The 21980-nt window shown below is 66.5% G+C and carries 22 protein-coding genes and 1 tRNA gene; 11 read left to right on the plus strand and 12 right to left on the minus strand.

What is annotated here, in order from left to right; genetic code table 11:
• Positions 1-66: 66 nt before the first annotated feature.
• From QNO00_RS09510 to QNO00_RS09520, 3 genes are all read right to left on the minus strand, one after another.
• Positions 67-816, minus strand: a complete 750-nt coding sequence (locus QNO00_RS09510; protein WP_229966595.1) for a hypothetical protein — start codon at positions 814-816, stop codon at positions 67-69.
• A gap of 165 nt (positions 817-981) precedes the next feature.
• On the minus strand, positions 982-1257 hold the full coding sequence (locus QNO00_RS09515; protein ID WP_229966594.1) for a GlsB/YeaQ/YmgE family stress response membrane protein: 276 nt from the start codon (positions 1255-1257) through the stop codon (positions 982-984).
• 129 nt (positions 1258-1386) lie between these two features.
• Positions 1387-2043, minus strand: coding sequence for an alpha/beta hydrolase (locus QNO00_RS09520; RefSeq protein WP_284024371.1), 657 nt, complete (start codon positions 2041-2043; stop codon positions 1387-1389).
• A gap of 350 nt (positions 2044-2393) precedes the next feature.
• Here QNO00_RS09520 and QNO00_RS09525 point away from each other — a divergent pair, with 350 nt between their 5' ends.
• From QNO00_RS09525 to QNO00_RS09540, 4 genes are all read left to right on the plus strand, one after another.
• Positions 2394-3425, plus strand: coding sequence for a 1-phosphofructokinase family hexose kinase (locus tag QNO00_RS09525; protein WP_229966592.1), 1032 nt, complete (start codon positions 2394-2396; stop codon positions 3423-3425).
• On the plus strand, positions 3425-5587 hold the full coding sequence (locus tag QNO00_RS09530) for a PTS fructose transporter subunit IIABC (RefSeq protein ID WP_284024372.1): 2163 nt from the start codon (positions 3425-3427) through the stop codon (positions 5585-5587). The genes QNO00_RS09525 and QNO00_RS09530 overlap by 1 nt, the downstream gene beginning before the upstream one ends.
• A gap of 30 nt (positions 5588-5617) precedes the next feature.
• Positions 5618-7327 (plus strand): phosphoenolpyruvate--protein phosphotransferase, encoded by a 1710-nt coding sequence (gene ptsP, locus QNO00_RS09535; RefSeq protein WP_229966590.1) that lies wholly within the window; start codon positions 5618-5620, stop codon positions 7325-7327.
• A gap of 70 nt (positions 7328-7397) precedes the next feature.
• Positions 7398-7673 (plus strand): HPr family phosphocarrier protein, encoded by a 276-nt coding sequence (locus QNO00_RS09540; protein WP_229966589.1) that lies wholly within the window; start codon positions 7398-7400, stop codon positions 7671-7673.
• A 227-nt stretch (positions 7674-7900) separates the two neighbouring features.
• Here the strand turns inward: QNO00_RS09540 and QNO00_RS09545 are convergent, their stop codons facing one another.
• The 3 genes from QNO00_RS09545 to QNO00_RS09555 form a co-directional block, all read right to left on the minus strand.
• A complete protein-coding gene (locus QNO00_RS09545; protein ID WP_229966588.1) occupies positions 7901-8635 on the minus strand; it encodes a hypothetical protein in 735 nt (244 codons plus the stop codon).
• Positions 8632-9363 (minus strand): hypothetical protein, encoded by a 732-nt coding sequence (locus QNO00_RS09550; RefSeq protein ID WP_229966587.1) that lies wholly within the window; start codon positions 9361-9363, stop codon positions 8632-8634. The genes QNO00_RS09545 and QNO00_RS09550 overlap by 4 nt, the downstream gene beginning before the upstream one ends.
• Positions 9364-9536: 173 nt before the next feature.
• Positions 9537-9851: a GNAT family N-acetyltransferase gene (locus QNO00_RS09555; protein WP_284024373.1), complete on the minus strand. Its 315-nt coding sequence runs from the start codon at positions 9849-9851 to the stop codon at positions 9537-9539.
• 137 nt (positions 9852-9988) lie between these two features.
• On the opposite strand from QNO00_RS09555, the gene QNO00_RS09560 reads away from it, so the two are divergent.
• The gene (locus QNO00_RS09560; protein ID WP_284024374.1) at positions 9989-10570 is read left to right on the plus strand and encodes a dihydrofolate reductase family protein; all 582 of its coding nucleotides are present in this window, start codon (positions 9989-9991) and stop codon (positions 10568-10570) included.
• A 48-nt stretch (positions 10571-10618) separates the two neighbouring features.
• Here the strand turns inward: QNO00_RS09560 and QNO00_RS09565 are convergent, their stop codons facing one another.
• The gene (locus QNO00_RS09565) at positions 10619-11215 is read right to left on the minus strand and encodes a hypothetical protein (RefSeq protein ID WP_229966584.1); all 597 of its coding nucleotides are present in this window, start codon (positions 11213-11215) and stop codon (positions 10619-10621) included.
• A 207-nt stretch (positions 11216-11422) separates the two neighbouring features.
• Between QNO00_RS09565 and QNO00_RS09570 the strand changes: the two genes are divergently transcribed.
• Both QNO00_RS09570 and QNO00_RS17380 read left to right on the plus strand, forming a co-directional pair.
• Positions 11423-12517: an iron-containing redox enzyme family protein gene (locus QNO00_RS09570; protein ID WP_284024375.1), complete on the plus strand. Its 1095-nt coding sequence runs from the start codon at positions 11423-11425 to the stop codon at positions 12515-12517.
• A complete protein-coding gene (locus QNO00_RS17380; RefSeq protein ID WP_502863299.1) occupies positions 12514-12915 on the plus strand; it encodes a CDGSH iron-sulfur domain-containing protein in 402 nt (133 codons plus the stop codon). Before QNO00_RS09570 ends, QNO00_RS17380 begins: the two co-directional genes overlap by 4 nt.
• A gap of 532 nt (positions 12916-13447) precedes the next feature.
• Here the strand turns inward: QNO00_RS17380 and QNO00_RS09580 are convergent.
• Positions 13448-13523, minus strand: a tRNA-Lys gene (locus QNO00_RS09580).
• 259 nt (positions 13524-13782) lie between these two features.
• Here QNO00_RS09580 and QNO00_RS09585 point away from each other — a divergent pair.
• The 3 genes from QNO00_RS09585 to QNO00_RS09595 all read left to right on the plus strand — a co-directional run bounded on the left by QNO00_RS09585 (position 13783) and on the right by QNO00_RS09595 (position 16286).
• Positions 13783-14427 (plus strand): hypothetical protein, encoded by a 645-nt coding sequence (locus tag QNO00_RS09585; protein WP_229966580.1) that lies wholly within the window; start codon positions 13783-13785, stop codon positions 14425-14427.
• A gap of 230 nt (positions 14428-14657) precedes the next feature.
• Positions 14658-15275 carry a DUF47 domain-containing protein gene (locus QNO00_RS09590; protein WP_229966579.1) on the plus strand — a complete coding sequence of 206 codons (618 nt, stop codon included), beginning with the start codon at positions 14658-14660 and terminating at the stop codon, positions 15273-15275.
• Positions 15276-16286 carry an inorganic phosphate transporter gene (locus tag QNO00_RS09595; RefSeq protein WP_229966578.1) on the plus strand — a complete coding sequence of 337 codons (1011 nt, stop codon included), beginning with the start codon at positions 15276-15278 and terminating at the stop codon, positions 16284-16286.
• A gap of 67 nt (positions 16287-16353) precedes the next feature.
• Here QNO00_RS09595 and pstB read toward each other — a convergent pair whose 3' ends face one another.
• From pstB to pstS, 4 genes are all read right to left on the minus strand, one after another.
• The gene (pstB, locus tag QNO00_RS09600) at positions 16354-17133 is read right to left on the minus strand and encodes a phosphate ABC transporter ATP-binding protein PstB (RefSeq protein WP_229966577.1); all 780 of its coding nucleotides are present in this window, start codon (positions 17131-17133) and stop codon (positions 16354-16356) included.
• 82 nt (positions 17134-17215) lie between these two features.
• Positions 17216-18319 carry a phosphate ABC transporter permease PstA gene (pstA, locus tag QNO00_RS09605; protein WP_229966576.1) on the minus strand — a complete coding sequence of 368 codons (1104 nt, stop codon included), beginning with the start codon at positions 18317-18319 and terminating at the stop codon, positions 17216-17218.
• Positions 18319-19251 (minus strand): phosphate ABC transporter permease subunit PstC, encoded by a 933-nt coding sequence (gene pstC, locus QNO00_RS09610; protein ID WP_229966575.1) that lies wholly within the window; start codon positions 19249-19251, stop codon positions 18319-18321. Before pstC ends, pstA begins: the two co-directional genes overlap by 1 nt.
• A 171-nt stretch (positions 19252-19422) precedes the next feature.
• Entirely contained in the window at positions 19423-20550 is a 1128-nt protein-coding gene (gene pstS, locus QNO00_RS09615) for a phosphate ABC transporter substrate-binding protein PstS (RefSeq protein WP_502863300.1), read from the minus strand.
• A gap of 248 nt (positions 20551-20798) precedes the next feature.
• Here pstS and QNO00_RS09620 point away from each other — a divergent pair, with 248 nt between their 5' ends.
• Entirely contained in the window at positions 20799-21929 is a 1131-nt protein-coding gene (locus QNO00_RS09620) for an FUSC family protein (protein ID WP_229966574.1), read from the plus strand.
• Positions 21930-21980 lie beyond the last annotated feature (51 nt).

The following is a 21980-nucleotide window of genomic DNA, read 5'->3' on the forward strand; positions in this document are numbered from 1 at the left end:
TCAGGACGGGCAGTCCGCAGGCGACGGCCCGTCCTGAAGGGAGCGTGGTGGGGATAGGTCCGGGGATTAGGCCGGGCTGTCCGGCAGTTTGCGAAGGTCCTCGGCCAGTTCACCGCTGATCGTCTCCGGCGCCGGGCCGAAGGCCTTGCGGGCCGTCTTGATGACGCCCTTGCCCATCGCGTGGTTGCCGGCGCCGCCCACCACCGCACCGATTCCCAGCGGCAGCGCGCGCCCGAGCATGGCGGTTCCCTGCCGGGCCACCACGCGCTTCATGAACTGTTTGCGGATGGAGGAGCCCACGCCGCCCATCAGCCCGGAGGACATGCCGCCCAGGGAGCTCGCCCAGGGCTTGCCGCCCCGGCCGGCAACGGACTGCATCATGGCGGTCCCCTCTTCACCGAGCATGATGGCCATGACCATGGTGCGGGACCGTTCCGGATCCAGCAGCTGCACCCCGTGCAGCTCCGCCACGGACTGGGCAAACAGCGCAGTGGCCTCGAGGAACCCCACGGTTGCGGCTGCCGACAGCCCCAGCGCCGCCATGGTGCCGATGGCGGGCACGACGGCGGTCGCCCCGACTGCCGCGCCCCCTCCGGTCACTGTGGCCAGGTAGTGCTTCTCGATGATCGACACCAGTTCCGACGGCGTCGCGTCGGGATGCTTGCGCTGCAGCCTGCGGATGTTGGCAAGGACAAGGGGCCGCTGGACCTCGACCGCCCGCTCCATCGCCCTCAGGAGGGAGGCTTTGGGTGTTCCGTCCTTCTCGAAGACGGCACCTCCGGCAACCTTGAAGGCACGATTGGATGCAAAACCCACGGCAACGCTCCTCTTCGACTCGAACTCTGGGGGCAACCGGTGCACGCACCGCGCCCGGTTAACCAGCCTACGCGAGGCCGGTACAGCAAAAGCGGGGCCTGCGGATAATCCGCCGGCCCCGCTTTGACTGCATGAATCCCGCACCCGTGGTGCGGAGTTCAGAAACTACGCGCGGTTGCTGCTCTTGCGAGTAACAAAGCCGTAGATCGCGAGAACGATGAGGGAACCCAGGATCGCGAAGATCCACGTGGCAATCGAGGTCAGCGAGAAGATGTCGGTGCCCTTGTTGAAGATTGCGCCGCCAATCCAGCTACCCAGCAGGGCGCCGACGACGCCGAGAACGAGAGTAGCGATCCAGCCGCCGCCCTGGCGGCCCGGAAGGATGGCCTTGGCGATTGCACCGGCGATAAGACCCAGAATAAGGAAAGCAATGAAACCCATGATGAATACTCCTTGCTGTGTGAACGAGTGATAATTCGAACGACCTGTGGGCCGCGCTTTCTTCCACTCTACTTCATAAGCATGCTTAGGTAGTAGTTGAATCTGATTTTATTTCTCCCCCAATCAATGTTAGCAGGCTTTGTATTCCGCGTCCTCATGCGCTGAGGGTGCTACATAACGCCGCAGGAAGATGCCCACATCCCGGGCCTCCTCCGCCCCGATGGAGTGTCCCATCCCAGGGTAGGTCCGCGCCGTCAAAGACGTATTCTCCTGCAGCCAATTCCGGGTATGAAGAATCGCATCCTCATTGATGACCCAGTCGTTGCGGTCCCGCCCCCAGAAGAACGGAACCGGCTCAGGCAGCGGCTCGGCCATGGCCAGCAGCTCGTTCTCGGCCACGAAACCGGACAGCCCGACGACGGCGCTGAATCCCGCCGGCCGCAGCCGCAGGAGCGTCACTGCCATCGCCATGCCCTGCGAAAATCCGAGCAGTGAAACACCGGTAAAGGATCCCTCGGCGCGGATCCGGTCCACCCGTGCCAGGAGCCCGGTGGCAGCCTCGAGCACCTCGGCGGTGTCCGCCCGGAGAGAGGGATCCAGCAGGTACCAGCCGTGGGCGTCCCCCACCGGGAACGTGCCCCGCAGCGCGGCTCCGGTCACCCCGGCAGGCAGGGACGGAAAGAGTTCGGCCATGCCGGTTTCGTCGGCGCCGTATCCGTGAAGCATCATCAGGAGATGGGTCCCGGCACGGGCATCAGGGCCCGCGGACCAGCGTACGTTTTCCATGCCCCCACCTTAGCCATGAGAGCCCGCACGATCAGTGTCACCCACCCGGGAAACCCGCATCAACCCTCATGAATCCGCCCGTTTGGACCCCCGGAGGGCGCTGGAATGGCAGCCCATTGCAATCACCGATCAACCAAAATACAGTCAATTGAGTGCACCAGACGTGGCATAGGCCACAGATTGCAGGTGTTCATGTTTTGTCCTCCACGCCCTTGGAGGGGCCTCACCACGGAGCCCCGTCCGACCCCGCCGAGCCCCTGCCCTTGGTTCCCTCCCCGCAACTGCGCCGCAGAGCGCCCTCCGCAGAGGCGATCCGCGGCACCCCCAGGATTTCGAATAATGGTGGTTCAATGATCGTCACCCTCACCGTCAATCCCAGTTTGGACCGGACAGTCGTGCTGCCCGGCACGCTGGTCCGCGGCGCCGTTCAGCGCGCCGCTGCCATCAGCGAGGATCCCGGTGGCAAGGGTGTCAACGTGTGCCGGGCGCTGACGGCATCCGGCCTCCAATCCGTTGCCGTCCTTCCCGGCCAGGACAACGACCCGGTGATGACCGGGCTCCGCACCGCCGGTGTCAGCTACGCGAACTTCCCCATCCCGGCCAGGCTCCGGAGCAACATCACGCTCACCGAACCGGACGGAACCACAACCAAGATCAACATGCCGGGGCCTCCCCTCAATGCCGAGGAACAGGAAGGTCTTATTTCCCTGCTGGTCACGACGTGCGCGGCCGGAGAGGACGGCTCCCCGGCGTCCTGGCTGGTGCTCGCCGGTTCCCTCCCGCCGGGCGCCTCACCGGATGTCTATGCCCTCGTGGCCCATGCCGTCCGGCAGCGCTTCGGCGAACGGGCGCCGCGGATAGCCATTGATTCCTCCGGTGCTCCGCTCCTCGGGGCGCTCCTCCATAACGCCGCACCGGACCTGCTGAAGCCGAATGCGGAGGAGCTGGCGGAAGTGACGGGCATCGGCACGGAGGATGAGCTCGAACAGGATCCTTCGCTGGCTGTCTCTGCGGCGCGAACCCTGATCGCCCGGGGGGTCGGGGCGGTTCTGGCCACCCTGGGACCCAAGGGAGCGCTGCTGGTCACTGCCGAGGGTGCCTGGCAGGCCACCCGGCCGCCCGTTGAGGCTGTTTCAACCGTCGGCGCCGGGGACTCGGCGCTGGCGGGCTTCCTGTTGGCCGACGTCGCCGGTGCCCCGCCGCGGGACTGTCTGCGCCAAGCTGTTGCCCATGGGGCGGCGGCCGCAGCGCTGCCGGGCACCACGGTACCCACTCTCGCCCAAACCGATCCCGGCGCCGTGACCGTGACTGAAATAGCGGGCCCGGTTTCAGCGCCGCACCATGATTCCGCAGAGGCTGCATCCACTAAGGAGCAAGACTAATGTCTGAACTCATCACACCTGAGTTGGTCACACTTGACCAGGACCTGGGGACTGAGCGTGCCGAAGTGATCCGGCACCTGGTCAGGAATGTCGTGTCAGGCGGCCGCGCCACCAGCTTCGACGAGCTTTATTCGGATGCCATGGCACGTGAAGCCAAGACTGCCACGGGCGTTCCCGGCGGCATCGCCATTCCGCACTGCCGTTCCTCGGCCGTCACCCAAGCCACGCTGGCCATGGCCCGCATCAATCCTCCGGTGGACTGGGGCGCCAAGGACGGTCCGGCGGACATCGTCTTTTTCATCGCCGCACCGGAAGGCGCTGATCAAGAACACCTGCAGCTGCTGGCCAAATTGGCCCGATCCCTGATCAAGAAGAATTTCACCGGGGCACTGCGGACCGCGCAGTCTCCGCAGGAAATCGTCAACCTGGTGGACGGCGCCCTGGGCCTGGGTCCCGTGCCGGAATCGCAGGCGGGAACGTCGTCGGGCGCAGCCGGCGTCACCGGCGCCAGTGCAGCCGGGGCCAGTGCAGCCGCAGGTGGCACTGGCGGCGCCCACCCCGCAGGCGGCCCCGAATCCGGAGTTGCGGCCGGCGGCGGGGGGAATGGCCGCGGCAGTGAAGCCGCTGACCAAGCCGGCGGCCAGGCCGCCGGCGGCACGATCAGGCGCCTGGTCGCTGTCACGGCGTGCCCCACCGGGATCGCCCACACCTACATGGCCGCGGATTCGCTGGCGGCAGCGGCAGCGGAACGCGGAATCGACCTGCAGGTGGAGACGCAGGGGTCGGCCGGGTCAACGCCCCTGGATTCCTCGGTTATCCGGAACGCCGACGCCGTCATTTTCGCGACCGACGTCGACGTCCGCGACAAGGGCCGGTTCGCCGGGCTGCCGCTGGTCAGCGGCCCGGTCAAGCGGGGCATCGATGAGCCCGGGGTCATGATCGACGAAGCCATTGCCGCGGCCCAGGACCCCAATTCCCGCAAGGTTGCCGGCGGCGGGGACGGCGGCGAGGAACGCGCCTCCCAGGGCGGTGAGGGCGAGGGATTCGGCAGCCAGATCAAGCGTGCGCTGCTCACCGGCGTCAGCTACATGATTCCCTTCGTGGCCGGCGGCGGCCTGCTCATTGCCCTGGGGTTCCTGCTCGGCGGCTACGAGCTCTCGCTCGCCAACGATGACGATGTCCTGACGGGCGACGTCATCCTGGACGGCAACACCCTCTTCTCCCCCGGCCCCGAAGGGCTGCTGGGCTATTTGGGCGCCGTCTTCTGGAAAATCGGCAACCTGTCGCTGGGCTTCCTCGTTCCGGCGCTGGCCGGCTACATTGCCTACGCCCTGGCCGACCGCCCGGGCATCGCCCCCGGGTTCACTGCCGGTGCCGTCGCGCTGTTCATGGATGCCGGGTTCATCGGCGGCCTGATCGGCGGCCTGCTGGCCGGGTTTGTCGCCAAATGGGTGGGCAGCTGGGGGGTGCCAACCTGGCTGCGCGGTCTGATGCCGGTGGTGATTATTCCCTTGATAACCTCCCTCATAGCCTCCGGGCTGATGATTCTGGTCCTCGGCGGGCCCATCGCCGGGCTCACTCTTGCCCTGAACGACTGGCTGTCCGGCCTGTCCGGGGCAGCCGCCATCGTCCTGGGCATTGTCCTGGGCCTGATGATGGGATCGGACCTGGGCGGGCCCATCAACAAGGTGGCGTACGCCTTTGCGGTTGCCGGGCTCGGCGAGGGCAGCTTCGAGAACCAGGCCCCATGGCAGATCATGGCCGCCGTGATGGCTGCGGGCATGGTGCCCCCGCTGGCCATGGCCCTGGCCACCGTCGTTGACAAGCAGCAGTTCAGCATGGCCCTGCGGGAGAACGGCAAGGCCGCGTGGCTGCTCGGTGCGGCGTTCATTTCCGAGGGCGCCATTCCGTTCGCCGCAGCGGACCCCTTCCGGGTGATCCCGTCCTCCATGGTCGGCGGCGCCGTTGCAGGGGCCATCTGCATGGCTGCCGGCGTCACGTCGCAGGCACCGCACGGCGGGATCTTCGTCTTCTTCGCGATCGGCAACGTGCTGATGTTTATTGTTGCCATTCTCGCCGGAATGGTTGCCGGCGGGTTGATGTACGTGGCCCTCAAGCGGCTCACGACCTCCAAGAAAACCGAGGAGCCGGTCGTTGCGTAACGCACCCCTAACCCATGGAGAGGCACACTGATGCGGACCATCAAGGGAATCGGAGTCAGTGCCGGGCGGGTGCTGGGCCCCTCACTGCGGATGCCGCCGCCGGTGCCCGAGCCGCCGACTGACGCCAGGTTCGGGGCGGACAGCACGGTTGATGGCGAAAAGGCCCGCCTGAAGGATGCTGCCGAAGAGGTGCGCGCTGACTTGCGGCACCGTGCCCAAACGGCCTCCGGCGACGCCAAAGCCGTGCTGGATGCAACGGCCATGATGGCCACGGACCCGATGCTGCTCAAGGCCGCCGGCAAGCACATCAATGCCGGCATGGCTCCGGACCGGGCGGTGTGGGAGGCCGGGCTGGAAGTGGCGGCAATGCTGCAGAGCCTGGGCGGCTACATGGCCGAGCGCACCCAGGATGTCCTGGACGTCCGGTCCCGGATCGTCGCCCGGCTGGACGGGCTTCCTGCCCCCGGAATCCCGGATTCCGACGTTCCGTTCATCCTGACCGCCGACGAACTGGCTCCGGCGGACACGGCCACGCTCGATCCCGCCAAGGTGATCGGCCTGGTTACCTCGGGCGGCGGTCCGCAGTCCCACACCGCCATTCTGGCCCGCTCCCTGGGGCTGCCGGCAGTGGTCGGTGCGGTGGACGCCGAATCCATAACCGACGGCGCCAGCCTGTATCTGGACGGGGCTTCCGGCACCGTCATCGTGGACCCCGGCACCGCCGAGCGGGAGGCGGCGCAGAAGTACGCGTCCCGGGTTTCCCTGCCGCCGTTCAGCGGAACGGGCACGACGTCGGACGGTTACCGCGTTCCGCTGCTCGCCAACGTGGGTTCCGGCAAGGATGCCCGCGCCGCCGCCGTCGCGGGGGCCGAGGGCATCGGCCTGCTGCGCACGGAATTCTGTTTTTTGGGGCGGGAATCCGAGCCCAGCGTGGAGGAGCAGGTAGAGGCCTACGGAGCTGTCTTTGACGCCTTTCCCGGCCGAAAGGTGGTGGTCCGCACCTTGGATGCCGGCGCCGACAAACCGCTGCCGTTCCTCACCGACACCACCGAACCCAACCCGGCGCTGGGGGTGCGGGGGTACCGCACCGACAGCACCTCCCCGGGCGTGCTGGGCCGGCAGCTGGAGGCGATCGCCATCGCCGGGGGCGCCCACGAGGCCGACGTCTGGGTGATGGCGCCAATGATTTCGACGGCGGAGGAAGCCGCCGACTTTGCGGTCAAGTGCACCGCCGCGGGGCTGGCCGTTCCCGGCGTAATGATAGAGGTCCCGGCCGCGGCCGTCATGGCGTCGGCGATTCTGGCCAAGGTGCGTTTCGCCTCGCTCGGCACCAACGACCTCACTCAATACACGATGGCAGCAGACCGGCAGCTTGGACCCCTGGCAACCCTGAACGACCCCTGGCAGCCCGCAGTCCTGCAGCTGATCAAGAGCACTGTCGACGGCGCCCGCGCCGCCGAGGCCGCGGCGGGGCCGGACGCCCGGTCAGCACCCAGGAATGTGGGCGTCTGCGGCGAATCAGCGGCGGACCCTGCCCTTGCCGTCGTGCTGGCCGGGCTGGGCGTGAATACGCTGTCCATGACACCGCGGGCGTTGGCGGGCGTGGGGGCGGTCCTGGCCTCCGTCACCATCAGCGAAGCGCGGGAGCTGGCCTCTGTTGCGCTGGCCGCCGCCTCAGCTGCCGAGGCGCGGACCGCCGTGCGCAGCCGGCTCAGCCGACTGGAAGAGCTGGGCCTGTGACAGCTTCCCCGCCACCCGGTGCGGCCATCTCCCATCCACCACATCATGAGTACAACCGGAAGGAATCCCAATGCCAGAACGGAAAGCCACAATTGCCAGCCGCGTGGGCCTGCACGCACGCCCGGCATCGATCTTCGCCGAGGCCGCGGCGGCGCAGCCCGTGGACGTCACCATTGCGATGGAGGGGGAGCCTGCCGAGGAAGCAATGGACGCAGCCAGCATGCTCTCGCTGATGAGCCTGGGGGCGTCGAACGGTGACGTAGTGGTGCTGCGCGCCGAGGGCGAAGGCGCCGACGACGCCCTCGACGCCCTGGTTAAAATCCTGGAAACCGACCTCGACGCGTAAGAGCGCCGCATTCGACGGTAAATGAATAAAGCGGGAGCTCCCGGTGACCCGGCAGCTCCCGCTTGATGCGTCCACCGTTATTCCAGTGAACGGATACAACGAAGCCAGCGGACATAATCCGCTGGCTTCGGTCGTAACCTCACGCTGACCCCCCACAGGCAGCGGATGTTACATAATCATAATTCTGACACAGGATGATGAAAATGTGAATGCCCGATACCAATTCTTTATCTGGAACCCAATACCGTCGCCAGTGAGCCGAGCTCCGGGTTCTTTTTGGCAACCCGGCGTGAGTTCCACATGATGGTCAGCCCAAGCGCTACCACGATGACTGCCCCATAGTTCAGCAGGAAGTCCCAGGCACCCCGCTCCAGGCCCCACAGCGCCACGCTTAGCAGGGAGTGGATGACGACAGCCGCCATTCCGAGTGAAATGAGACCGGCACTGAGCCGGATATCCCATCGCCGCCGGGAATCAGCCGCGTAGGCGGACAGGGCAGGTGCCAGGCACGCCGCAACATAAGCCGTGTAGACCCTTCCGACGTCGCTGTACGCCAGGACGGTGTTCTGGCCCCGATACGCCTCAAGGGCCGTGGAAGATTCCGGCAGGTCGCTGATGACGAAGAGCACGGCCGCTGCCGCCACAGCCGCCGCCAGGACGCTCAGCCCCACGGGTCCGCCGATCAGCCAGCGGGCGCGTGGCGAGTTAAAGGCGGCGGCAAGTTTGAGGCCGAGGATCAGAAAGATGGCAAACAGCGAGTACCGGATGACTAGATTCGTAATGTTCACTCCACCCAGCAGCGCATCCAGCGAAAGGTAAAAGAAGGGAATGCCAAGCGCCACCGCCAATGCCATGAGGACCAGGGCGGCAAATATGCCGCGGTTTTCACCCCGGATCACGCCGGGCACCCGAAGCAGGGCGAAGAAAGCCGTGACCCCGAAGGCGGTCCACTGTAATGTCATCCCAATTGCTCCAAGAGTGCTGAGTTGTTTTTCTCGTCGTTTTCGAACTTCTTCAACGCTTTCCCAAGAGTATCCAGCCGGTCCCGTGCCAGAAACACCAGGTCCGCGTCGGACAACTCAGCCAGTGCCCGCTCGCGCCCATTCAACGGCCAGCCGCACTCGTCAGGAGTGAGCAGGCCGGTGGCCACCAGTCCGCTGGTCAGCGAGACCCCGGCCAGACGGGCCGCTTCAACGGCGAGCTCGGTGGCCAGCCGGCCGGCGGTGAGCTGGGCGGAGAGGTTTTGCGGCGCCACACCGCTCCGGGCACTGAGCTGCTGCCGCAGGTCCCCGGGGTCGACGGCTTCAAACCAGGCCCGCACCGAGTTCCGATGCGGATAGGAACACAGGGAAGGAAGCTCGCCGGGGGACGGAAGCGGCTCCAGGCTTCGGGCCACAAGCAGCTGCAGGATGCAGATGTAGGACACCTGGCTGATCAGCTCGCCGGCGGTCGGAGGGCGGGAACCGGCCAGCAGATCCCGGTACTCCTCAAAGTATGAGAGTGCCGCCACCGGATCTTGGTCGCAGGCCCTGGCCACCCGTACGACGGTGGTTTCCGACACTTTTCCGCGGACCAGCTGCTGCGCCAAAGTCGAGCGTTTGATGCCCGCCATCCGGCAAAGGTCCGCCGTTGATTCGCGCGGAGCCATCATGGAGCGCCAGCTCTGAAAAGCTTTGGCAGACACTGCCACGGGCGACTCCCGCCGATTGGTTTCTCCGGACGGATGCAACTATACTATTTTTACTGGCTCCCCCTTCTGCGTTCCCCCCATATGCAGAGCGGGGAGTCAGCTTCAATTAACGCAGCGGAAAGTTATTTCCCGCTGCTGATCCGCCTTCTTCCCGCATTTCCTGTACGGAAACCTCAGCGGGCCGCCTGCGGCCAGGACACATGGTGGCTGAACTCCCGGTGTTTCCCCAGGTAGGACGCGGCGTAGGAACAATAAGGCTTGATCCGCCGCCCAGACGCTATAACGTCTTCCACGGCAAATTTCACCAGCATCGAGGAATACCCCTGATGCCGCCACTGAACCCGGACCACCGTGTGCGTCAGGGCCACTGAATCCGACTCTTCGACATAGTCGGCCGTGCCCACCAGCTCACCGCCTATTCGGAGCTCGTAACGGCTTTGTTCGGAATTGCGGGAAAGGTCAACATCGTCCCTGCTGTGCCCGGTCATGCCCATGAGCCTGACACCAAACCGCCGGTCCGTCCAGAGTTTTTCGGCTCTTCGCAATGCAGGGGATGTTCGGGGCGGGGCGACGGCGCTACCGTGGGCCTTGCGTACGTGCCCAGGCCTCAAGCAGAGGAGCACCCATGGCCAAGGTAGTTCTGTCCGGCACCGTGTCAGTAGACGGCTTCATCGCGGACGGGAACGACCAGCCCGGACCGCTGTTCGACTGGCTGCTCAGCGGTGACGTGCCGTTGGACGAGAGCGGCGAGTTGAAGGTGTCGCAAGCGTCCTACGATTACACCCGGTCGTACTGGGACCAGGTCGGGGCGACCATCGCCGGCCGCCATGTCTTCGACCTGACCGACGGCTGGGACGGAACGCCCCCCAGCGGAATCGACCATGTGGTTGTCGTGACGCACCGGCCGGAGCCCGAGGGCTGGGACCCCGAGGCGCCGTTCCATTTCGTCGACGGCGTCGAGGCGGCCGTGGCGAGGGCGCAGGAGCTTGCGGGTGACCGCATTGTCGAGGTCGCCGCCGGCGACGTCGGTGGCCAGGCGCTTGCCGCGGGCCTGGTCGACGAAGTGCGCATGGACGTCGCACCCGTCGTGTTCGGGTCCGGCAAGCGCTACTTCGGGTCGGTCCACGCCCAGCACCTGTTGGAGGAACCCGACGTGGTGATACAGGGAAACCGGGTGCTTCACCTGCGCTATCGGGTGCGCCGCTGACCGGCCTAAGCGGATGCTGGACGAAGTCCCCGCGAACGGCTCCTCCGGCTAGGCGGCCTGCCCGCCCCCGGCTGTTGCCTCAGCGCTCTCCCAGGCCTTTTCCAGCCCCGCGACGGCGGCACCGTAGTTGCCCAGTTCGGCCTCGCTCAGCGCCGCGGCCGACCCCTCGGCCGGGCGGAGCGCCGCCGCTGCCTTCATCGCCCGCAGCAACGCCCTGGTTTCCGGCTTGGCCGCATCCTGCAGCCCCGGCTTCTCCATGGCCTTCCAATCGTCCAGCTCGTAGGCGCTCCAGCTCAGCAGGACCGATTCATGGCGGCGTTCAAGCTCGGCAATGCGCTGCCGGCGTTCGCTCCGCCTCCGCTTCTCCCCGCGCCGCCGGTTGCGGACCCGCACCCAGGATGCAGCGCCGGTTGCCCCGGCGACCGCAGCCAGCCCAATCCACGGCCCCGCCTCCGGATTGCCGGCAACGGCCCAGGCCACGGCCAGCAGAGCCGTCAGCAGCCCGGTGAGGCCCACCCAGAACAGGTTCTCGCCGTCGTTCCGGGCGAGTGCCACATCCACTCTGAAGGCGGTCAGGGCCAGGGCCGCAACCATCAGGATCAGCGCGGGAATGAGGAATCCGGATCCGGCATCGATGTGCGGCACTGACGTCCCCTTTCCACGGGTGGCTGAGTCTGCTTCTCCCATCTCACGCCGGATGAGCGGAAAGGTCAATGTCCGCCGCGGCAGTACCGGACTGGTTGGGACCGGCAGGGAATTACCAAGTATGCTGATGTCCGTCATTTACCGTCCGGCCGCGGCCCCTGCCGTTACCGCAACGGAGCACCTTTACACGGAGCACAAAGGATAAGAATGAAAATCCCCGCACCGCGCGGACCCGTCAGCACCGCACTCCTTGACCTGTTGCGTGCCCCGGATGCGCCGGCAGCAGAACGGCTCGCGGCCTTGACGGCGGCGTCCCGGCAGGCCGCCGCAGAAACCGCCGACATCCTCCGTGACGAGGACCTGCAGCTGGCCCTTTTCTGCCTCTACGAACTGCACTACAGCGGACTGGACGGTGTCCCGGACAGCCTGGAATGGCATCCGGGACTCGTCGGCCTGCGCCTGGAGCTCGAGGAGGCATTCGAGGCCGCACTGCGCCGCGTCGTCCCCGTTCCCGGGCTGCCCGAGCCCACCAGCGAGGCAGTGGCCGCTGAACTGTTCCGGATGGCAGCCGACGACGACGGTCCCAGCGTTTCCCGCTACGTCGCCTCCAAGGCGACCAAGGAACAGCTGCAGGAGTTCCTGATCCTGCGTTCCGTGTACCAGCTGAAGGAAGCCGATCCCCACAGCTGGGCCATTCCCCGCCTGCCCGTGGGCCGGGCGAAGGCGGCGCTGATTGAAATCCAGGCCGACGAGTACGGCGGCGGACGCCCCGAACGCATGCATTCCCACCTCTTCGGCGTGACGATGAAGGGCCTCGAGCTGGAAACGGCGTACGGGTGGTACCTGGACTTCGTACCCGCAGTGACGTTGGCCTCATCCAATGCCATGTCCCTGTTCGGGCTGAACCGGCGGCTGCGCGGTGCCATCGCCGGCCACCTGGCGGCGTTTGAAATCACCTCGTCCATTCCCAATTCCTTCTACGCCCGCGGTTTCCGCCGGCTTGGTTTCGACGACGACGTCACGTACTACTTCGACGAACACGTGGAAGCCGACGCCGTGCACGAGCAGATTGCTGCCCGGGACCTGGCGGGCGGGCTGGTGGAGTCGGACCCCGAGCTGCTCGCCGATGTGATTTTCGGCGCGGCCACGGTGCTGACGCTGGACGCAATGATGGGCGAGGACCAGCTCACCGCCTGGCAGGACGGCCGCTCTTCCCTGCGATCAGTGGATTCCGCGGATGCCTCGGGCGCGGCAGACGGCGCCCTCGCTGCGGCGGCAGTGGCTGCCGGAGCAACGCCGTGACCTCCTCCCGCCCCGATCTGCCGGACCCGGCCGGCCCTGCTGCCCTTGGCGCGGCGGGCCGGCCCGGCGGGGCGGACCACTGCGGCGGCTGCCCGACGGCGGAATCTCCGGCGGATTCGGAACCCGGATCCGCCGGCCCGGCGGCCTCAGTGGTTGCCTGCCCCAACGGGCCGCTCCTGGTGCGTGGAAACTTTGAGATTGTCACCCCCGATGGCGTTCCCATCCCGCGGGACCGGGAAACTGTCGCCCTCTGCCGGTGCGGAGGATCTGCCATCAAGCCGTACTGCGACGGAACGCACAAACTGATGAAGTTCGACACCACCCGCCGCCGTCCGGTGCCCGCCGCCGTCGTTAGCCGGCTGAACGCCGAAGAGGAAGCCGGCAGCAAAGAGCAGTGAACGGCACCGCTCCCGCCTGACCCGGTCTGAAGATCACCCAGAAGGCCGGGTCGACGGCCGCGCCGCGCCCAGGGGGAGGTTCATCGCTTCCACTGCACCCTGAAAAATGGCTGATCGGTTAGCACCCGGCACCCCAGCTGGGTATGCCGCCTCGCTGCGAGGTCGCCATACCTGCACACTCACCGCACGGCCCCCACCGAGAGCGCACATACGGTCGGTTTCTCCCGCAACCTGCTCTCCGAGAGCGCACCTATGGCGGGATTCGATGCCGTGAGGTCGCCATACCTGCACACTCGGTGGGCCACCGTGCACTGAAGTCGCCATACCTGCACACTCACCGCACGGCCCCCACCGAGAGTGCACATACGGTCGGTTTCTCCCGCAACCTACTCTCCGAGAGCGCACCCATGGTCGGATTCGATCGCCGCGGTCACACCGCCGCTGCTGAGCAAAAAGAAAGCACCCCGGTCCGAAGACCGGGGTGCTGCCGAAGTCCCGGTTCATCCGCTAACGAATGAACCGGCCCATTCCATGGTGGGCCCTGTGGGGCTCGAACCCACGACCCACGGATTAAAAGTCCGATGCTCTACCAACTGAGCTAAAGGCCCCCCGCCATATCGGGACGGCTTTCCAAACCCGTGGCACCGAGGGTTTCCTGCAGGTTTCCCTGCGGATCTCCTCCGGTTTCCCCGGTTCGTTCCAGCCGTCGACGAATCGACTTCTCCACTTTATCGCACGCGGGACGCATCTCACGAAAACAGCCCCGGGAGTCTTGCCGTTTCGCCGCGGGAGCCCGGCTTGGCAGGTCCGGCCGGACGGCGCGGAGCCGCCTCGACGCCCGTTCCCGCTGCGGAGTATTCTCAAAATATGAGTGAGTCGAATTCTCTGCCGCCACGGCATCACAAGCCCAAGCTGTACGCTCCCCTGGATTTCGCCAACTTCCCCGGAGGCGCGGATCCGGCCCGGGTTTCGGAAGCAGCCCATCTGGCTGCCCAGGCCCTGGTCCACCACGGTCGCGAAAGCGACGATCCGGAGATCACCCGCCGCCTGGTGAAGCTCGCCGACAAGCAGGGGCTCGAATCGATTGCGGAACTCTGGGCGGAAAGCCCTCCGCGCTCCCTGCCCGGCGCCCTGTGGCGCCTGTATGCCCTCCGTGCTGCCACCCAGCAGAATCCCGAGCGCATCGCCTCGTACTACGCGGCGGGCAAGGACGTCGCGCAGGTCTCCAAGGTCGTCGCCGGCGTCGCCGAGCCGCTGGGGGCCGACGAGGTCAAGGCCATGGCCGACACCATCCTCTCCGGAGCCTTCGAAGGGGAGTTTGATGTGGCGCTGGAGCGCTTTGCCGCCTTCTGCCGCGTGGTTGCCCTGGGGCAGACCCATCATGCGGATTCAGCCGAGACCGGAAGCGCCGGGACGGCCAGCCAGCTGACCCGCAACGCACGCCAGCTCGTCAGGACGGCCGAGGACCTGGAGCACTCCGCTGCTGCATGGCGCCGGGGAGAGCTGGATTAAGGGCCCGCCGGCGCTCGTGTTGACATCGTCGCCGAAGAGTAGAAAACTGAAATTGGTGTCGGACTGCGGAACCCCCGGGCTTCAACTTAGAGCCGCTTCGAGCGGCCTTCCGCCGAGAGGCGCTCCCGGTCCGGCACCGCTTTTGTGTCTACCCGACCAGCCGATAATCTTAGCCCCGTGACCTACTTCCTGCAGGGCCGATACGGCACCCGACGTTTCCGGGTTACCCAGTGAGGCTGCGGCTCTTTCCTCAGGAAAATGCCGGGCTTGAGATCCTGTCCAAGATGGGAAGCGTGCTGGTGCGCGGCGCGGGCACGCTCTCCGAAGTCCTTGGCGCCGAAGCGGCGGACTATGACCGCCTCGCTGAGCAAATGCACCAGCTCGAAGCCGAATCGACGGACCTGCACTTCGCCCTGATGACGCAGATGCGGTCCAGTTTCATCAATCCGCTGCCGCGCGAGGATCTCTATGGTCTTTCGCTCATCCTGATGTCGGCGATGGAGAACCTGGATGCAGCCGCGGAAGTGGTGGCCCTGTACCGCCTCACCGGCATCTCCGGCCGTGCCGCCGAACAGCTCGAAGTGATTGGCCGGCAGGCGGAACTGACCGTCGGCGCCATGCGCCGCCTGGCCTCGCTGGAAGACCTCGATGACTACTGGATTGAGATGCTGCGGCTGTCCAAGCGGTCGGAGCGCACGCACCGGATCTGGATTTCCGAACTGCTGCGCGACCACAAACCACTCAGCTACGCCCGCCACCGGGACCTGGCCGAGCAGCTGGCCGGAACCACCACGCAGCTTCGCCGGTGCGCCACTGCAGTGGGCGGCATCCTGGTCCGGGAATCCTAGGTGGAGACGGTCCTGCTGGCCGCCGTCGTGCTTTTCGCCGGAGGCTACGCCTTCATCAACGGCTTTCATGACGTCTCAAACTCGGTTGCCACCGCGGTGCGCACCCGGGCCCTGACTCCCACGGTCGCCGTCGTCCTGGCCGCCGTCTTCAACCTGACCGGCGCCCTGCTGAGCACCGCCCTGGCCCTGGTGCTGGCTGACCGGTTTATCCAGCTGCCCGAAGGAACGTCAGGGCTGGGCATCCTGATCGCCGGGCTGCTGGCCGCGTGCGGCTGGGGGCTGTGGACCTGGTGGCGGCGCATGCCCTCCTCCTCCACGCACGCGCTGGTGGGCGGCATCGTCGGCTCGGGCGCAGCGTCCACACTGGTGGGCGGGCCCAACATCGCCGAGTCCTACCAGGTGCTGCTGCAGCAGATCGTCCTGCCGCTGCTGCTCTCCCCCGTTGTCGCCTTCGGGCTCGCCTATCTGCTGGTGTTTCCGGCCACCTGGCTCATGCGCTACAGCTCGCCGCGGCGCGGCGACGCCGGAAACCGGATCGCCCAGTCAGTCTTCACATCGGCGTTCTCGCTGGGCCACGGCATGCAGGACGGCCAGCGGACAATGGCGGTTATTGTCCTGGCGCTGGTGGCAGCAGGCTCCGCCACCGACACCGGCATTCCCCTCTGGGTCCAGATTTTCTCCGGCTCCGCACTCGCCGCGGGCAGCCTTTTCGGCGGCTGGCGGATCAGCCACACGCTGAGCAACCGGCTGGTGCGCATCGATCCGCTGCGCGGCATGAGCGCGACGGCGGTCAGCTCCTCCATGCTGTTCACGGGTGCCCTGTGGCTGCAGATACCGCTGTCGAGCACGCAGACCATGACGTCGGCCATTGTGGGCGCCGGCGCCAACCAGCGGTTTTCAACGGTCCGGTTCATTCCCCTGCGGGAAATCCTGGTCACCTGGCTGACCACGGCGCCGGTAACCGCAGTGCTCGGCGGCATCCTGTTCCTGGCGCTCAGCCCGCTGCTCTGAGCACTCCCTCGGGCTTCACGCGCTGCTCTGAGCACTCCGGGCGGACTCCCCGGTGAAGCGGTACTCCTTAGCCGAAGCGGCCGGAGACGTAGTCCTCAGTGGCCTTCTGGGCCGGGTTGCTGAAGATCACCGGGGTGTCCGCGTATTCGATCAGCTTGCCGGGCTTGCCGGTGCCGGCAATGTTGAAGAACGCCGTCTTGTCCGACACCCGGGCGGCCTGCTGCATGTTGTGCGTCACGATCACCACCGTGTAGTCGCTCTTGAGTTCCTCAATCAGGTCCTCGATGGCCAGCGTGGAGATGGGGTCCAGCGCCGAACACGGCTCATCCATCAGGATGACTTCCGGCGACACCGCGATGGCGCGGGCGATGCAGAGGCGCTGCTGCTGGCCGCCGGAAAGCCCGGAACCGGGCTTGTCCAGCCGGTCGCGGACTTCCTTCCACAGGTTGGCGCCGGTGAGGGACTTTTCCACCAGGTCATCGGCGTCGGACTTGGAGATGCGCTTATTGTTCAGCTTCACGCCGGCCAGCACATTGTCGCGGATGGACATGGTGGGGAACGGGTTGGGGCGCTGGAACACCATGCCGATGTGGCTGCGGACGGTTACCGGATCCACGCCGGGGCCGTAGAGGTTCTCCCCGTCGAGCAGCACTTCGCCCTCCACCCGCGCACCGGGGAGGACTTCATGCATCCGGTTCAGCGTCCGCAGGAACGTGGACTTGCCGCAGCCGGAGGGACCGATGAACGCCGTGACGGACCGGGCCTCAATGTTGATGTTGACGTTTTCTACGGCCAGGAAGTCGCCGTAGTAGACGTTGAGGTCCTTGACGTCGATTCGCTTGGACATGTGTTTCCTTCTGTTCGGAATTTTCGGTGGCGGCGGGCTGCTGTGGAGTGCAGGCAGCCGCCGAAGTGCGGCTTGGGCCGGGTCAGCGGCCGGTCTTGGGCGCAAAGAGCCGGGCGATCAGGCGGGCCCCGAGGTTCAGGAGCATCACCATGATGATCAGCAGCAGCGCCGCGGCCCAGGCCCGCTGGGTGCTGGGATCGGTGTTGGTGGGCGACGTGGGGCTCATCAGCTGCCGGTAAATGAAGGTGGGCAGCGTGGTCATCCAGCCGGCAAACACATTCATGTTGATGGTGTTCACGAAGCCGGCGGTGACCAGCAGCGGGGCCGTTTCGCCGATGACGCGGGCAATGGCCAGGGTCACGCCCGACGCGATGCCGGAGATCGCCGTCGGCACCACCACCTTGAGGATGGTCCGCCACTTGCGCACGCCCAGGGCGTAGGCGGCTTCGCGCAGTTCGTTCGGAACGATCTTCAGCATTTCCTCGGTGGAACGTACCACCACCGGAATCATCAGGACCGACAGGGCGACGGCGGCCACGAACCCGGTGCGAACGCCCGGGCCGAACAGCAGTCCGAAGAAGGCGGCGGCGAAGAGCCCGGCCACGATGGAGGGGATGCCCGTCATGACGTCAACGAAGAACGTGATGGCCCGGGACAGCGGCCCGCCGTGGCTGTATTCCACCAGGTAGACGGCGGTCAGGAGGCCGATCGGCACCGAGATGATCGTGGCCCACAGTGTGATCAGCAGCGTGCCCACGATGCCGTGGTACGCCCCGCCCAGCACGGGTCCGCCGGTCTGCACGCTGGTGTTGTCCACGGCTCCCGTCATGCCGCCCATGGAGGTGAACAGGAAGTCAGGGCTCAGGCCGGCGAGGCCCTTGGACAGGACGGTGAAGATCACCGAGATCAGCGGAACCAGCGCCAGCAGGAAGGACCCGCAGACCAGGTAGGTGGCAAAGCGGTCCACGGCTCGGCGGCGGCCTTCCACAATCCACGTCACCGCGGTGGCCGACACTACGAAGATCACCGCTGTGAAGATGGCGAAACTGGCGATGCCGAAGCCGATCAGGGCCGAGAGCGCAGCCCCGAGGATGACGGCCGCACCCAGGGCTGCCCACACCGCATAGCGCGGCAGCCGGTTCTTGGTGAGCGTGGCCGGACGGCGGCTCAGTGTTTGTGTCTGCATCAGTTGGCTCCGGAGAATTCTTTGTGGCGGCTGATGATCCAGCGCGCGATCACGTTCACGGCCAGGGTGATCAGGAACAGCACCAGGCCGGCGGCAATCAGCTCGGACAGGCGCAGCCCGTAGGCTTCAGGGAAGTTCAGGGCAATTTCCGCTGCGATGGTCTGGTTTCCCGGCCGGATCAGGCTGGGGATCAGGCCGCCGGAGGAGAGCACCAGGGCCACGGCCATGGTCTCGCCGAGCGCGCGCCCCAGTCCCAGCATGACGGCGCTGACCACGCCCGCCCGGGCGAAGGGAAACACTGCCATCCGGATCATTTCCCAGCGGGTGGCGCCCATGGCCAGGGCGGCCTCCTCATGCAGCTTCGGGGTCTGCAGGAAGATCTCCCGGGTCAGCGACGTGATGATCGGCAGCACCATGACCGACAGCACGATCCCGGCGGTCAGCATGGTCTTTCCGGTCTGGCTGGCCGGGCCGGAGAAGATCGGGATCCAGCCGGCGTTGTCCGCCAGCCATGTGTACGGACCCACCAGGGCCGGCGCAAGCACCATCATGCCCCAGGCGCCGTAAACCACCGAAGGGATGGCCGCGAGCAGGTCAATGAGGTAGCCGAGGCTCTGCGCGATCCGGCGGGGGGCGTAATGCGAGATGAAGAGCGCGACGCCGATTCCCACCGGGGTCGCGATGACCAGGGCGATCGCCGCGGCGATCACCGTGCCGATGACCAGCGGCCAGATGTAGGTGAGGAAACCCTTTCCGCCGCTGATGTCCGCGGGGTCCGCGGTGAACGTGGGCAGCGCCTGCCAGAGCAGGAACATGGCCACGGAAAACAGGACAAGAAGGATGAGGCAGCCGGCCAGGAGAGTTATGCCGGAAAAGACTTTGTCTCCGGCACGGCCGGCACCACCGGTGCCTTCTATGGACTTGCTGGACACTGCACAACCCTTCGGTTCTTCACTGGCATCTACTTAAACACTCTACTGACCCTGCGCAGGTTCCCTTTGCCACAGTGAAACTGTCCACATCTTCGGCTGTCCTTCACTGTGCAACGGTTTTCCGCCTGCGCAGGGCTTCCGCTTCCGCGCCTTTTCACTGTCCCACGGTTGTTACTTCTGCAGAACGCTGATGCTGTCCAAGGCGGCCGCGGCTTCCTGACGGAGGGCATCCGAGAGCGGCGCGTTGCCGGCCGCGTCCGCGGCGGCTGCCTGTCCCTCTTCACTCACCACGTAGTTTCCGAAGGCCTGGACCAGGTCGACGGTTGCGGCGTCCTCATAGGCGGTGCAGTAGACGTGGTAGGAAACCAGAACCACCGGGTAGGCACCGGATTCCGCAGTGTCCCGGTCCAGGTTCATGGCCATGTCCGCGTCCGGCCGGCCCTCGCCGGTAACCGGGGTGGATGCCTCGACGGCCTTTGCCGCGGCTTCGGAACTGAGCGGAACGTACTCGCTGCCCACCAGCACGTTGACCGCACCCAGGCCTCCCGCCGCTGAGGCGTCGGCGAAGGTCACGGCGCCCTCAGTGGAGGTAACCAGCGAGACCACGCCGCCGGTTCCGGAAGCATTTTCGCCGTTGCCGATCCCGGCGGGCCATTCACCTGACGCTTCGTCGGTCCAGGCTTCCGGGGCCGCCGCTGCAAGGTACTCGGTGAAGTTCTCGGTGGTTCCGGATTCATCGCCGCGGTGCACCGGGGTGATGGGAGTGCCGGGAAGCTCGGCCCCGGGATTGGTCGCCGTGACGGCGGGATCGTTCCATGCGGTGATCTCGCCGCGGAAGATCTTGGCAATGGTGTCGGCATCCAGGTTCAGTTCCTCAACGCCCGGCAGGTTGAAGGCCACCGCAATCGGAGAGATGTAGGCGGGGATGTGCAGGGCGCCGTCCGGGCCGCAGACCTGCGCGGCTGCGGCGGCCTCTTCCTCGTCCAGGTAGGCATCGGATCCGGCGAACTGCACGCCCCCGGCCAGCAGCGCCTCGCGGCCGGCTCCTGATCCGTCCGGCGAATACTGCACCGCGGCTCCCGGATTTTCCGCGCTGAAGCCGGCGATCCAGGCCTGCATGGCTGAGTCCTGCGAGGAGGCTCCGGCCCCGGACAGGGTTCCGGTGAGCGTGCTGTCCGAAGCCGACGACGGCGCGGTGCCGCCGCCGGGGGCGGCAGCGCTGTCGCTGCCGCAGGCTGACAGGGCGAGGGCAGCTGCCGAGAGGATGGCGGCTGTGCGGACTTTTCCATTTACCAACACGTCTGTTCCCTTTCAAGGGCGAGTTTCGCGGGAGCGGCGAGGGCAGTGAGGAAACCGTTCGCCGGGACGGACCAATTTCCGCCCCTTCACAGATGGTGGCCGGGCAAGGTTAACGACAGGTGAACGGCAAACAGAGCCGCAGGGAACGTTTGCCTGCGGTGGAACAATCCCCGGGAGAAGTATTTGCACCGGCCGTCACGGAGAGCCTCCGGATGGAGGCCGGGGCGGAGGCCCCATAGACTGTTCGCATGCCCCCATACGACCGTCTTGCCCGGAGCCGGGGATTCCTCCGAAACCGGATACGGGTGGGGCTTCACCGCAGCCGCAATTCCATCCTTCCCGCCGCGCAGATGACGGTGTGCGCCGTGGGCGCCTATGCGTTTGCGCAGTATGTCCTGGGCCATGAAGGCCCGCTTTTCGCAGCCACGGCAGCCCTGATCTCGCTCGGCTTCTCCCGGGAGCCGCGCACCAGGCGGGTCCTGGAAGTGGGCGTGGGCTGCACCCTGGGCATCACCGTGGGAGAACTGCTCCTGCATGTTCTGGGCACCGGCCTGTGGCAGGCCGCCGTCGTCCTCTTTGTTTCCCTGATGCTGGCGCGCTTCCTGGACCGCGGCGTTATCTTCACGACCCAGCTGGGCCTGCAATCGCTGCTGGTGGTGCTGCTTCCGGCACCGGACGGCGGCGTGTTCACGCGCAGCCTCGATGCCATCGTGGGCGGACTGTTTGCCCTGGTGGTGACGATGCTGGCACCGCGCGATCCGCGGCGGGAACCGCAGTCCAATGTCCGGGATTTGCTGCATGAGCTCTCGGCCGTGCTGCGCCAGTGCGCTGAAGCGGTGGCGAAAAGCGACTCGACCATCGCCTGGCATGCCCTGGTGCGTGCCCGCAACACCCAGCCCCAGCTCGACGCCGTGGCCCGCAGCGTCCGTGACGCCCGGGAGGTGGCCCGCATCTCCCCTGCCTATCGCCGGCATCTCGCCGAGCTGGGCGACCTGCGCGGTTCCATCGGCTATCTGGATCTGGCGGTGCGCAACAGCAGGGTCTTCGCCCGGCGCACCACGTCGGTCATCAACCATGCGGCGTTGCACGACGAGGCCATTGAGCGTGTTGCCGAGGTCGTGAACGACACGGCGGACGCCGTCGACATCCTGGCCCGTGCGCTGGCCGGCGGGGAATCAGGCGGAACCCGCGAGAAGCATCTGCGGCAGGCCCGCAACGGCCTGGCCCTGGTTGGTGCGCAGCTGAACCCCGGCGCACTGGGGGTCACTGACATCCAGGGGGACGCCCTCGTCATGCTCTTTCGGCCCCTGGTGGTGGACCTGCTCGAGTCCACCGGCCTGACCCATGAAGAGGCAGTGGGCTACCTCGCGGACGTGTGAGGCCCGCGCGAGTGGCCTGCGGAAGTGGCCTGCTGACCAGCGCTGCCGGCC

The sequence above is a fragment of the Arthrobacter sp. zg-Y1219 genome, assembly GCF_030125545.1.
In the GTDB taxonomy this organism is placed as follows: domain Bacteria; phylum Actinomycetota; class Actinomycetes; order Actinomycetales; family Micrococcaceae; genus Arthrobacter_B.

What these genes read in the sequence shown, in the direction of transcription:
- QNO00_RS09520 (WP_284024371.1), bottom strand. Translation starts at nt 2,043, where the DNA reads ATGGAAAACGTACGCTGGTCCGCGGGCCCTGATGCCCGTGCCGGGACC.
- ptsP (WP_229966590.1), top strand. Translation starts at nt 5,618, where the DNA reads ATGCGGACCATCAAGGGAATCGGAGTCAGTGCCGGGCGGGTGCTGGGC.
- pstA (WP_229966576.1), bottom strand. Translation starts at nt 18,319, where the DNA reads ATGCAGACACAAACACTGAGCCGCCGTCCGGCCACGCTCACCAAGAAC.
- QNO00_RS09585 (WP_229966580.1), top strand. Translation starts at nt 13,783, where the DNA reads ATGAGTGAGTCGAATTCTCTGCCGCCACGGCATCACAAGCCCAAGCTG.
- QNO00_RS09540 (WP_229966589.1), top strand. Translation starts at nt 7,398, where the DNA reads ATGCCAGAACGGAAAGCCACAATTGCCAGCCGCGTGGGCCTGCACGCA.
- QNO00_RS09515 (WP_229966594.1), bottom strand. Translation starts at nt 1,257, where the DNA reads ATGGGTTTCATTGCTTTCCTTATTCTGGGTCTTATCGCCGGTGCAATC.
- QNO00_RS09545 (WP_229966588.1), bottom strand. Translation starts at nt 8,635, where the DNA reads ATGACATTACAGTGGACCGCCTTCGGGGTCACGGCTTTCTTCGCCCTG.
- QNO00_RS09620 (WP_229966574.1), top strand. Translation starts at nt 20,799, where the DNA reads ATGCCCCCATACGACCGTCTTGCCCGGAGCCGGGGATTCCTCCGAAAC.
- QNO00_RS09525 (WP_229966592.1), top strand. Translation starts at nt 2,394, where the DNA reads ATGATCGTCACCCTCACCGTCAATCCCAGTTTGGACCGGACAGTCGTG.
- QNO00_RS09555 (WP_284024373.1), bottom strand. Translation starts at nt 9,851, where the DNA reads ATGACCGGGCACAGCAGGGACGATGTTGACCTTTCCCGCAATTCCGAA.
- pstB (WP_229966577.1), bottom strand. Translation starts at nt 17,133, where the DNA reads ATGTCCAAGCGAATCGACGTCAAGGACCTCAACGTCTACTACGGCGAC.
- QNO00_RS09530 (WP_284024372.1), top strand. Translation starts at nt 3,425, where the DNA reads ATGTCTGAACTCATCACACCTGAGTTGGTCACACTTGACCAGGACCTG.
- QNO00_RS09570 (WP_284024375.1), top strand. Translation starts at nt 11,423, where the DNA reads ATGAAAATCCCCGCACCGCGCGGACCCGTCAGCACCGCACTCCTTGAC.
- QNO00_RS09560 (WP_284024374.1), top strand. Translation starts at nt 9,989, where the DNA reads ATGGCCAAGGTAGTTCTGTCCGGCACCGTGTCAGTAGACGGCTTCATC.